This is a genomic window from uncultured Clostridium sp. (genome assembly GCF_963527835.1).
Lineage (GTDB): Bacteria > Bacillota > Clostridia > Clostridiales > Clostridiaceae > Clostridium.
Genome location: NZ_CAURTC010000029.1, coordinates 38,706 through 51,111, shown reverse-complemented (window position 1 = coordinate 51,111; position 12,406 = coordinate 38,706). Strand labels below are relative to the sequence as shown.

The 12,406-nt window shown below is 27.9% G+C and carries 13 protein-coding genes and 1 riboswitch; of the genes, 3 read left to right on the top strand and 10 right to left on the bottom strand.

The genetic code is table 11. From position 1 onward, the window contains the following. Window positions 1-212: 212 nt before the first annotated feature. The 10 genes from RYM86_RS13490 to RYM86_RS13445 all read right to left on the bottom strand — a co-directional run bounded on the left by RYM86_RS13490 (window position 213) and on the right by RYM86_RS13445 (window position 9,690). Window positions 213-338, bottom strand: a complete 126-nt coding sequence (locus RYM86_RS13490; protein ID WP_315081105.1) for a hypothetical protein — start codon at window positions 336-338, stop codon at window positions 213-215. A 21-nt stretch (window positions 339-359) separates the two neighbouring features. Continuing rightward, window positions 360-1,595, bottom strand: a complete 1,236-nt coding sequence (locus tag RYM86_RS13485; protein ID WP_315081103.1) for a cytochrome c biogenesis protein/redoxin — start codon at window positions 1,593-1,595, stop codon at window positions 360-362. A 14-nt stretch (window positions 1,596-1,609) separates the two neighbouring features. Continuing rightward, on the bottom strand, window positions 1,610-2,113 hold the full coding sequence (locus tag RYM86_RS13480; protein ID WP_315081102.1) for a hypothetical protein: 504 nt from the start codon (window positions 2,111-2,113) through the stop codon (window positions 1,610-1,612). A gap of 401 nt (window positions 2,114-2,514) precedes the next feature. Continuing rightward, window positions 2,515-3,105 (bottom strand): rubrerythrin, encoded by a 591-nt coding sequence (rbr, locus tag RYM86_RS13475; RefSeq protein WP_315081101.1) that lies wholly within the window; start codon window positions 3,103-3,105, stop codon window positions 2,515-2,517. Between the two features lie 113 nt (window positions 3,106-3,218). Beyond that, window positions 3,219-3,851 (bottom strand): thiamine phosphate synthase, encoded by a 633-nt coding sequence (gene thiE, locus RYM86_RS13470; RefSeq protein WP_315081099.1) that lies wholly within the window; start codon window positions 3,849-3,851, stop codon window positions 3,219-3,221. Window positions 3,852-4,041: 190 nt separating this feature from the next. Beyond that, entirely contained in the window at window positions 4,042-4,878 is an 837-nt protein-coding gene (thiM, locus tag RYM86_RS13465) for a hydroxyethylthiazole kinase (protein WP_315081098.1), read from the bottom strand. 209 nt (window positions 4,879-5,087) lie between these two features. After that, window positions 5,088-5,873: a bifunctional hydroxymethylpyrimidine kinase/phosphomethylpyrimidine kinase gene (gene thiD, locus RYM86_RS13460; RefSeq protein WP_315081097.1), complete on the bottom strand. Its 786-nt coding sequence runs from the start codon at window positions 5,871-5,873 to the stop codon at window positions 5,088-5,090. A 75-nt stretch (window positions 5,874-5,948) separates the two neighbouring features. After that, a riboswitch (TPP riboswitch) is annotated at window positions 5,949-6,060 on the bottom strand. Between the two features lie 132 nt (window positions 6,061-6,192). Further along, window positions 6,193-7,071 (bottom strand): L-serine ammonia-lyase, iron-sulfur-dependent, subunit alpha, encoded by an 879-nt coding sequence (gene sdaAA, locus RYM86_RS13455; protein WP_315081096.1) that lies wholly within the window; start codon window positions 7,069-7,071, stop codon window positions 6,193-6,195. Window positions 7,072-7,074: 3 nt separating this feature from the next. Continuing rightward, window positions 7,075-7,755 (bottom strand): L-serine ammonia-lyase, iron-sulfur-dependent subunit beta, encoded by a 681-nt coding sequence (gene sdaAB, locus RYM86_RS13450; protein WP_315081094.1) that lies wholly within the window; start codon window positions 7,753-7,755, stop codon window positions 7,075-7,077. Window positions 7,756-8,043: 288 nt separating this feature from the next. After that, a complete protein-coding gene (locus tag RYM86_RS13445; protein WP_315081092.1) occupies window positions 8,044-9,690 on the bottom strand; it encodes a nucleoside kinase in 1,647 nt (548 codons plus the stop codon). 134 nt (window positions 9,691-9,824) lie between these two features. Between RYM86_RS13445 and RYM86_RS13440 the strand changes: the two genes are divergently transcribed. The 3 genes from RYM86_RS13440 (at window position 9,825) to fba (ending at window position 12,026) form a co-directional block, all read left to right on the top strand. Beyond that, window positions 9,825-10,523, top strand: a complete 699-nt coding sequence (locus RYM86_RS13440) for a DUF421 domain-containing protein (RefSeq protein WP_315081091.1) — start codon at window positions 9,825-9,827, stop codon at window positions 10,521-10,523. Then, window positions 10,523-10,903: a DUF4363 family protein gene (locus RYM86_RS13435; protein WP_315081090.1), complete on the top strand. Its 381-nt coding sequence runs from the start codon at window positions 10,523-10,525 to the stop codon at window positions 10,901-10,903. The genes RYM86_RS13440 and RYM86_RS13435 overlap by 1 nt, the downstream gene beginning before the upstream one ends. A 190-nt stretch (window positions 10,904-11,093) precedes the next feature. Beyond that, on the top strand, window positions 11,094-12,026 hold the full coding sequence (fba, locus tag RYM86_RS13430; RefSeq protein WP_315081089.1) for a class II fructose-1,6-bisphosphate aldolase: 933 nt from the start codon (window positions 11,094-11,096) through the stop codon (window positions 12,024-12,026). The last annotated feature ends 380 nt before the right edge of the window (window positions 12,027-12,406 follow it).

Sequence of the window (12,406 nt, the reverse complement as noted above, 5' to 3'; positions counted from 1 at the left end):
ATATAATTTATTTATCTATTATTTATTAATATCATTTAATAATAATTTATATTTGTGTTTTAATTAAAAATATTTTTTTTTTTTTTTTTGCAACGGCCCCATAATTATCATTGATTTATTTTTCTCAATTTAAATTGAAATTCTACTACTATTCTTGCTGGAAATGCATGTAGCCCTTCTATTTTCATTGGAAAACAGTATACTTTAAAATTTTATTTAGGTATCTTATCTAAATTAGCCAAATTTTCCATAGCATACGTTTTATTTTTTCCTAAATAAACGTCTATAATTCCATGATTTCTTCCGACACCTAAACCTAATGTATCTATACCTATCATATTAACTTGATAATGTTATTTTTATCTTTCACTTTCAATTATATTCTTCATAGTACTTTTATTCATCGCTCCTGGTATATACTTTGATATATATCCATCTTTATCTATGATGAATGTTGTTGGAAAAGCATTTATACCATACTCATAAACCATATCTCCATTTTCATCAAAAACAACTGGGAAGGTATGGCCTTCATCTTTTAAAAATTCTTCTATATGTTCTTTTGAACCTTCTCGTCCCAAATTAGGTGATGCAACTCCAAGTATTACCACATCATCTTGATTTTTATTATATTCATTGTATAGCTCTTCCATATGAGGCATCTCAGCTCTACAAGGTGGGCACCATGTTGCCCAAAAGTTTAAGAATACAGTTTTACCTTTATATTCACTCAACGTATGTTTATTTCCATATTGATCATACAAAGTAAAGTTTATTGGAATCATTTTATCTTTATCTTCTTCTTTATCTTCTTGTTTAATTTCCTCTTTTTCTTCTTGTTGAATCTCTTCTTTTTCTTGATTTACAATTGCATTATTTTTAGATGAATTTTGATTTTTAATATCTAAAGCTTTATTTATATTAGTAAATCCAGATATAAGCATTATTATACCTGATGCAATAATAATAACTCCACTAATTTTTTTAATTATTTCCATATATTGTTTCATATTATCAAATTTCTTAAATAGTTTTTTATAAAATAGAGATGCTATTATGAATGGCAGAATAAATCCTATTGTATAAACTAATATAAGTAAATTAGATGTAACAATGCTTTCTGAACTCGAAGCCATAATAAGTACAGATGCTAATATTGGACCAATACAAGGTGTCCACCCAAAGCTAAATGTAAACCCTAATAAAAATGCTGAAATTGGAGACATAGTTTTAGACTTAACATTAAATCTTTTTTCTCTACTTAAAAGCTCTGATTTAATAATACCTAAATAAAATAATCCCATAATTATTATTATTAATCCGCCAACAATCATTATCGTATTTTTATTAGTATTAAAAAATGAACTTAACACTTTTATAGATGAACCTAATATAAAAAATGTAGTAGAAATCCCCAATGTGAAGAATATGGTATTTTTTAATAGAACACTACTTCTAAAATTAGATTTCTTTATATCATCTATACTACTATTAGATAGTATACTTAAATATATAGGTAATATTGGTAATATACATGGGGAAAAAATTGATAATATGCCTTCTATAAAGACAATAAAAAAATTTATATTTTCCATTGTAAAAAATCCTCCTATAAACCACAGCCTAATGTTATTAATATGTCTCTAAACAACTTATCTTTATCTATATTATTTAAATCATTAACAACTGTAATAGCACCTACTAACTTATAGTCTAGTATAATTCCATAAGTTATATTATTTTCAAGACTAACATTAGTAGAAAATGTATTATTGTTATATTCCATTGGCATCATATCTCCAGTATTAGGATTAATTATAAATGCTTCACTATCACTATCTATTCCCTCTAGATTAACTGAGAAGTATTCTTGTTGCAAAGCTACAGTTACAAAACTATTTAAATAATCACCATCAAATTCTTTATTAATAACATTTTTTTCTGTTATTTCAAATGAATATCCTGATACAATCTCTTTATGATTTTTATCATTACTTTTAAATATATTTTGAATATTAAATACTTCTCCTTGATTTGAGTTAATTAAAACTCCTCCTAATACTCCTACAATAAATATAATTAAAGTATAAATTATAATTTTTTTCTTTTTCACTCACGATCTCCTTCTATAAAGTATGCTAATGAATAAGAACTTACTTAATTGTTAATTTATTATAAAATATTGCTGCTACTTATAGTTTCAGCTTAACTTAATTCAACTCATTTATAACTTTCTTAATATTTTACCATGTGTAATACCTCCAAATAATTTTATTATTTTTAACTTGTATTTATTATATATTCTAAATTTTCTTTTAGCAATTAGGCACTTTTAAGTTACTACTATTAACTCTTAGTTTAATACTACATTTGCTAAAAATTCTTTTGTTCTAATTTCTTTAGGATGTAATAAAACTTCATCTTAATTGTCTTGTTCTGCAAATAAAAAAGACTATTACCATTTTACAATTAACAGTAAATATGTAATAGTCTTTTACTTTAGTTTAATAATCTTTATTCAAAAGGTGAATTTTTGAATGGAATAAAAAATCCTTTAGGATGCACACAAACAGGACATACATCTGGTGCTTCTGTTCCTTCATAAATATATCCACAATTAGTACACATCCATTGTTCATTATTAATTTTCTTAAATAAATTACCGTTTTCTAATTCATCAGCATATTTTTTGAATCTATTAGAATGAACTTTTTCGATTGAAGCTATTTTATCAAATAATGTTCCAATCTCATCAAATCCTTCTTCTCGTGCAATTTTTGCAAAACCACTATAAATATGATCATGTTCAGCTGCTTCATGCTTTTCTGCTGCTCTTAAAAGAACTAATGTACTTGTTTCTACTTCTGCTGGATACGCTGCTGTTATGGTAATGTCTTCTCCTGAAAATTCTTTTAATCTCTTCATAAATTCTTTTGCATGAGCTTTTTCTTGATTTGCTGTATAGTTAAATAAATCTTGTAAAATAGAATATCCTTCTTTTTTAGCCACTGATGCAGCAATGTTATACCTATTTCTTGCCTGACTTTCTCCCGCAAATGCTCTCATTAAATTTTCTTTAGTTTGACTTTCGTTAAAATTGTTCATACAATACATACCTCCTATTTATTTTTATTATTTGAATATTAAAAATAATTATTCTTTACTTGTGTAATAATAAAAATTTATATATAAAAATAACAATAGAGAATTGTTTTAAACTATTTAATTTTAGAAAATTCTTCTTTTAATTCTCTTGTTGCTTTTTCAATATCTTTTTGTGCTATAATCGCCGACACTATAGCTAGTCCATCTATATTTATTTCTCTAAAATCTTTAACTCGTTCTTTATTTATTCCACCTATTGCAACTACAGGTATTGATACTGTTTTTATTATTTCTTTTAATTCATCCATAGTTGTTGATGTTGCATCTTTCTTCGTTCCAGTTGAATACATTGCTCCAACCCCTATATAATCTGCACCATCTTTTTGTGCCTTTAAAGCTTCATCTAAATCACCAGCTGAAACTCCAACTATTTTATCTTCTCCTATTATCTTTCTAACAATAGTTGCTGGCAAATCACTTTGTCCAATATGAATACCATCTGCATCAACTGCTAGAGCAATATCAACTCTATCGTTTATTATTAATGGTATATTGTGTTTTTGTGTTATTTTTTTTATCTTTAATGCTGTTTCATAAAAATCATGTGATGAACATTCTTTTTCTCTTAGTTGAACTAATGTAGCTCCTCTAAGTATCGCTTTTTCTACTGCTTCTTCTAAAGTACTAGTACTCATTAAATCTCTATCTGTAACAAGATAAATGCTATAATCTATTTTATTTTTCATAAACTCTCCTCATTTCAATAATAATATACTTTGTAAAGTTTAATATATATTATAATTAGCAATAGTTATTTTATATTTCTTAATTAAATTCTTAATATAACATCGTTCTTTTCAATGTTTTTATCTAAAATACATACAATTCTACAACTAATTATTAAAAATATTTTTGTGAATAATTAAGTATTAATAACTAGTTATTAATTGTTATTACCTTAGCCTTTTCCTTTATAATATTTTCGTTCATCATACTAATAGCATCAATAAGAGAAACATGGAAAGTTCCAATTCCAATATCCCTAGCTTTTTCATATGCAATTTCACCGCTTATACTCATTGTTAGAACTGCGCATATCGCCGCTATAAAATAATCTTCACTAGCTCCAGCAAAAGCCCCACATAATGCACTACTCATGCATCCTGTTCCTGTAACATTGGCAAGCATTTTGTGTCCATTTGATAAAATTACATTTCTTTGTCCATCTGAAATAACATCATCCACTCCTGTAATTGCTACAGTACAATTTAATTTTTTAGCTAATTCTTGTGCTACTATTACTTTTTCATCATTACTCATATTCATATCACTTTCTGAAGCATCAACGCCTTTTGTTTCAGCGCTTAATCCACTTATGAATTTAATTTCAGAAATATTACCACGTATTATATCTAACTTTACTTCACTTAATATCTTTGCTGCAGTTTCATTCCTAAAATTAGCAACACCAGCTCCAACTGGATCAAAAATAACTGGTATATTATTTTTGTTGGCACTCTTTCCTGCAATAATCATTACATCTAACATATCATCATTTATAACTCCCATATTTAAAACTACAGCTGATGATATACTTGCAATCTCCCCAACTTCTTTAACATAATCGGCCATAGTAGGAGAACCACCAACAGCTAAAATCACATTTGCACAATCTGTAGCTGTAATATAATTAGTTATACTATGTACTAATGGTTTTTTAATTCTAACCTCTTCTAATAAACTTCCAACATTATTTAATATTTTATTTCTCATTAATTTTACATCTCCATTTCTTAATCACATTATATTTCTTAAAATTATTCTTTAAATTTTAATATAAAATTTTATTCTAAATATGTGTTTATATATGTAATAGGCAAAGTGTTATCATAATGGTGCTATAGTCATTTTAGTATTCCTAACTTCAATTGCTCACTAAACTTTGCTCATGTATATATCAACACTCTAATAAAATATATCTTTTAATAGAATTTATAAAAATGATGAGTTGGTCCTACACCCTTTCCAATTGGAAATCCATTTTCTATTGCACCTGTTATATATTCCTTTGCATTTATGACAGACTCTTTAATATCTAATCCTTTAGCTAAATTTGCTGCAATTGCTGATGATAATGTACAACCTGTCCCATGAGTATGAACTGTATTTATTCTTTTTTGTGGAAGACAAATAAATTCATCTTCATAAAGTAGTAAATCAGTTGCATCATCTTTTAAATGTCCCCCTTTAACCAATACATACTTTGGACCTAATTCCTGTAATTTTTTAGCTGCTTCTTTCATTTCATCTAAATTACTTATTTTCATTCCTAGTATTTCTTCTGCTTCAGGAAGATTTGGAGTTATTAAAGTTGCTAACGGAAACAATTCTTCAATTAATGCTTCCTTAGCATCTGGAGATAATAAATTAAATCCACTTTTAGAAATCATAACAGGATCTAAAACTACCTTAGGTAAATTTAAAAATTTTTTTAAACTTTTTGATATAGCTTTTATAGACTCAATTTTTGAAACCATACCTATCTTTACTGCATCAACAATAATATCATCAAAAATAACATCTATTTGTGATTCAATAATTTTTGGATTTATATCTTGTATTCCAAAAACCCCCATTGTATTTTGCGCTGTTATAGCTGTAATAACGCTCATTCCATATACTCCATTAGCTGAAAAAGATTTTAAATCAGCTTGAATACCAGCTCCTCCACAACTATCTGATCCTGCTATAGTTAATGCTTTAAACATTTTTCTTCATCCTCTCTTCATTACCTATATTTAACCAAAAAAATGTAGCCCAAGGGCTACATAATATAAACTATTTTATCTTATATTTATCCTTCCCTCCGTTGGTACTAGCCAAATCAGGTTATAAGGGTCTAGGAAATCATTTTTTCCAATCTCAGCTGATATATCAGCACCCCTAGTTATTAATTCAATATTTTGTTTTCTATAACATTTAGATTATACCATTGATGTAAAAAAATCAAGAAAATCCATCTAAATTGTTTAATCTTTCAATTGCCTCATTTAGTTTTTTTAATTTATATATGTAATATTACACCGTCTACTCTTCACCAAAAACTTGCTTTTTAAGTCTTAATCCAGTAGGTGTTGTTGCTATTCCGCCCATTGCAGTTTCTCTTAATGCTGATGGTAAGCTTTTTCCAACTTTGTACATAGCAATTACAGCTTCATCAAATGGTATTTTAGCTTCAATACCTGCCATAACCATATCTGCAGTACAAAGTGCCGTTATTGCTCCTTGAGCATTTCTTTTTGCACACGGTATTTCAACTAATCCTGCAACAGGATCACATACTAGTCCTAATATATTTTGAAGTATTATAGAGCCTGCATCTAGGCTCATCTTTGGAGTTCCCCCCATCATTTCTACAACAGCTGCCGCTCCCATGGCTGATGCTGAACCACACTCAGCTTGACAACCTCCTTCTGCTCCAGATAACGTTGCATTAAGTCCTATAATAATTCCCACTGCTGCTGCTGCTAATAATCCTTTTATAAGTTCATCTTCATTTAATTCAAGGACTTCCCCTGCTGCTAAAATAACTGCTGGAAGTATTCCACATGATCCAGCTGTAGGACACGCTACTACTTTCCCCATAGATGCATTTACTTCTGATGAAGCAAGTGCCATTGCCATAGCTATTGTAGTTGCTCTACCAGTCAATGTTTTTTTTGATTTTGAATACTCATATAACTTATGTCCATCTCCACCAATAAGACCACTAACAGAATATACTTCTTTTTCTGTTCCTTCCTTTGCTGCAGCCATCATAACATTTAAATTTTTTCTCATTTTTTCCATTACTTCTTCTCTTGTTAAACCTTTTTCTTCAACTTCACATCTTATTGCATATTCACTTAAAGATATATTATTTTCCTTACAAATTTTTAATAATTCTTCTCCTGTTCTTGCAAGCATTTTTTACTCACCTTCCTTTGCTGGACTTATTGAAATAACTCTATGTACTGACTCTAGCTTTTCTATTTCTTTTATAGCTTTTTCACTAACTTTATTATCCATTTCAAAAATCATTGTAGCATCTTTACCTTTGTGATTTCTAAAAACTTTCATGAAAGCTACATTTATATTTTCCTTTGATAAAATACTAGTTACACTATGTATAACTCCTGGTAAATCTCTTTGAGAAACTATTAAAGTTTCATAATTTCCAGTAAACTCAACTGGATTACCGTTAACTTCAGAAATTTGAATATTTCCACCACCAATAGATGATCCAACTACTTCACAATAATCACCATTTGCTGTGTTCATTAAAAATTTAACTGTATTAGGATGTACACCCCCCAAATCAGCCTCCTTAAATAAAAAATTCATTCCTCTTTCTCTTGCTATTTCCATAGACTCTCTAAGTCTTTCATCACTTGGTTCCATACCTAAAATTCCAGCGACTAAAGCTCTATCCGTTCCATGCCCTTTATATGTTTTACCAAAAGAGCCATGTAATAAAAATGTTACTTTCTTTATTTCATTACCCGCTATTATTCTTGCAATCTTTCCAAGTCTTGCAGCTCCAGCTGTATGGGAACTAGATGGTCCTATCATTATTGGGCCTAAAATATCAAAAACTCCTAAACTTTTCATAAACATTATCTAGCTAAATATAATAAATCTTAGCTAAATGCCCCCTTTCATTAAACTTTTATTCCACTGTTGTGTGACATAATGTTGATATATGTATAAGTAAAGCTGGGTGGATAAAACATATCAACACATATTAAAAACAGATACTTTTATTTAAAAATTTATTTGTAAATATTAAAATTCATTTTATTGTCCTTATATAGAATGCATAATTTAAGTAACATAGTCAAGGGGTAAGAAAAAAGATATGTTTTAAACTTTAAAACATATCTTATAGAAATATTATATTTAATATTCATAGAAGCAACTTCCACCTATAAATTCTCTAAGTATTGAATTCATAGGTACATAAGATGAATCTACTTCTTTAAAAAAATTTAATATTGATTTTAGTCTTGCGGCTTCTGCATATACTGGACTATCTTCTTTAATTTTGTTTAATTCTTTTAATGCATGTGGTTTTAATAATCCTAATTCATATACCAATGTTGAATTAAACATTGCATCAGCTTGATCTTGATAAACAAATATATTATTTTTTTCACCTTTTTTTATTGATGGCCACATTTTAAGTGTTGCTTCTGCATCATGACCTCTACTTAATGAATCTCTAACTATTCTTCTAATTTTTCTAACATCTGTTGTTGATATTCTATTATGATTATCTAAATTTAATTGAGTTAATGCTGAAATATATACTTTAAAAATTTTGCTCTGATCAATTCTTGATGTTAATATGGGATTTAATCCATGGATTCCTTCTAATATTAATACTCCATTTTCATGTAATCTTATTTTGTTTCCATTCCATTCTCTCTTTCCTGTGAAGAAATTATAAGTAGGAATATCAACAACTTCGCCATTCATTAAAGCTGTAAGTGATTTATTAATTAGTTCTAAATCTAGTGCATAAATAGATTCATAATCATAATCACCATTTTCATCCCTAGGTGTATTTACTCTTTCCACAAAATAATCATCTAATGACAGAGATTGAGGTACTAATCCATTAACTTTAAGTTGTATTGCAAGTCTATTTGCAAATGTAGTTTTTCCTGAAGATGATGGGCCTGCAATAAGAACTATTTTTACATCCTTTTTGCTAGCTATTTGATCTGCTATATTAGCTATCTTCTTTTCATGTAGAGCTTCTGAAGTTAAAATTAAACTTTGCGCTTCATTACTAGAAAGTTTTTCATTCAAAGTTCCTACTTCTCCAATATCTAATATGCTAAGCCATTTTTCTGTTTCTAAAAATATATTTCTTAATTTTCTTTCTTCTTTATGTTGTGGTAATTCATTTAAATTTTCTTTTTCAGGACTTCTTAATATAAATCCTGATTCATAATAGATTAAGTCAAAAGCTTTTATAACACCTGTTGAATATGCCATTTGACCATAAAAATAATCATACCTACCTTCTAATTCATATAATCTTACTTCATTAAGATTAGAATTTTCCAAAAGCAGAACTTTATCTTCCATTTCATATTTGTCGAATATGTTAATAGCCTCATCTTTAGAAATTCTTATACTATTTATTAGCACATTTTTAGTTATAATTTCTTTCATTTTTTCTTTAATTAATTTTATATCTTTTTCATTTAAAGGCTCATCTTTAATTATCTCTCCAAATAACCCTTTACTAATTGAATGCTCTATCTTAATTTTTGAATTTGGAAATAAATCTAACGTAGCTTTAATAAATATGAATTGTAAAGTTCTTGTATATATATTTAAGCCCATTTCTGTGTTAAATGTTATTATTTCTATCTTCCCACATTCATTAATAATATCTCTTAATTCATGATATTTCCCATTTAGTTTACATAATGCTATATTCTTAATCTCTACTATATTTTTAGATAATATATCATAAAAAGTATTCGTAGAATTTTGTTCTTTATTATTAATATTATAAACTATTGAATTCATTAATTATATCCTCCCCAGAATGTTAATTTCTATATTATATTATATCTAACTTCCCATAAAAAGATAAATTTATTTTTTATTTTGCATATTCTAACGAAATATTACAAATATTATTTATGCGAGGTGTATTTAATATGTTTATTGTTTTTATTAGAACTGCAATTTTATATTCTTTAGTAGTTGTCGTAATGCGTTTAATGGGAAAGCGTCAAATTGGTGAACTTGAACCTTATGAATTTGTAATAACTATTATGATTTCTGATTTAGCAGCTTTACCAATGCAAGATTCTAGGCTTCCATTATTGCTTGGTATAATTCCTATTGTTACACTGCTATTTTTAAAAACTATGCTTAGTGTAATAGACTTAAAATCCCAACGTGCTAGAAAAATTATTGATGGTGAACCAACCATATTAATATATAACGGGAAAATAAACTATCTTGCACTAAAAAAGCAACAATTAAATATAGACGAATTATTAGAAGAATTACGAATTGCAAATTATTTTAATCTTGACGAAATACAATGTGCTATTTTAGAAAATGGTGGGCAATTATCAATATTGCCTAAGGATTACAATTCACAGTCTCAATCAAAATCTAGTGACAACACTGCTAAAACAAAAGATGTAAAATTACCCAAAATATTGGTATCAGATGGAAAAATAAATAATAATGCTTTAACAAGCATGAAAAAAGATAAAGAATGGATCCTTAATGTCCTTAAAAATCATAATATAAATTCAATTAAGGATGTTCTTATAGCTATGTATGATACTGAAGGCAATTTTAAATATCAACTTTATAATGATTATGATGAGGAGGGTAACTAATGAAGAATGTTAGAGCTTCAATACTACTTTTTCTTTTTATAATGATATTTGTTTATTTTGCTAATGTCTCAATATTAAAGTTATGCGATAACATTGAAAATGTTACACAAGAAATAGAACTTAACATTATTGAAGGCAAAAATGAAGATGCCTATATAAAATCAATAGAATTAATGGATATGATTCAAAACAAAAATTTTATAACTTCTGTATATGTTAGTCATCAAGAAGTAGATATACTTGTTATTGATTCAGCAAAACTTTCAGTATATTTATCTCACAATGATGTATCTGAAGCAAATGCTATCTTGCATGCATTAAAATATAATTCTAGAAACATGAGAAAATTACAGATTCCTAATCTAAAAAATGTTTTATAAAGTTATAATTATTATGTAAATTAATTATAGTAATTAAAATATATTCCATAAAACACTATATATATGATGTTTTTTTTAATTTTAACTCGTTAAATGTAGAAAATACAAGCAGTATAGTTTATAATTGTTTTGTACGATTAACTTTAATCGTAAACCATAATTTGAAAATTTGAAAGGTGGTACAATTAATATGGCATTAGTTACTACAAAAGAAATGTTTAAAAAAGCTTACGAAGGTGGATATTCTATCGGTGCTTTCAACATCAACGATATGGAAATAATTCAAGGTGTTGTTAATGGAGCAAAAGCTAGAAATTCAGCAGTAATTCTTCAATGTTCAACTGGAGCAATTAAATATGCTGGAGCTAAATACTTAAAAGCAATGGTAGATGCTGCTATAGCTGAAACTGGAGTAGACGTTGCTCTTCACTTAGATCACGGTCCAAGTTTTGAAGCTGTTAAGGAAGTTATAGATGCTGGTTTCACATCAGTAATGTTTGACGGATCTCATTTTGATTATGAAGAAAATGTTAAAAAAACAAAGGAAGTTGTAGACTACGCTCACGCTAGAGGAGTTGTTGTTGAAGCTGAACTTGGAGTATTAGCAGGAGTTGAAGATGACGTTGTTGCTGATTCTCATGTTTATACTGATCCAGAGCAAGCTGTTGATTTCGTTAACAGAACAGGTGTTGATTCATTAGCTATCGCTATCGGAACTTCACACGGAGCTGTTAAATTCCCACCAGATGCTAAACCAGAATTAAAGTTCAACATATTAGAAGAAATCCAAGCTAAATTACCTGGTTACCCAATCGTTCTTCATGGTGCATCAGCTGTTGATGCTAACACAGTTGCAACTTGTAATGAATTCGGTGGAAAAATAGCAAACGCTAAAGGTATTCCAGTTGATATGTTAAGAAAAGCTTCTTCAATGGCTGTATGTAAAATCAATATGGATACAGACTTAAGATTAGCTATGACTGCTGCTATAAGAAAAACTTTCGGAGAAAAACCAGAAGTTTTCGATCCAAGAGCTTATCTTGGTGCTGCAAGAACTGCAATTCAAGAAGTTGTTGAATCAAAGATTGATAATATCTTAGGATCTGCTGATTCTATGAAATAGAAATCTTAAGCGAGGTTAATTACCTCGCTTTTTTTTATTCTCTTTTTTATCATTTAAAAATCAGCTATGTTTTAGAGACAGATGTTAATATTTGCATAAGTAAATCTCGTTAGAGTAATTGGATTTAATAACACTGAAATGAATTACTTCAATTACAATTTCCCTTTGCCTATTGCATATATAGATATAATCTTAAAACATAGCCTTTTTTATATAAAATGAGTGCATAAAAATTCCATACTTCTAAATATAAAATATCTAAAAGTAATGTTCGTATTTCCAAATATAAAATGTGCTGTGTGAAAGTTCGTATTTCTAAATATAAAATGCACTGTGTGAAAGTTCATGTTTCCAAATATAAAATTTGGACATTCACTTTT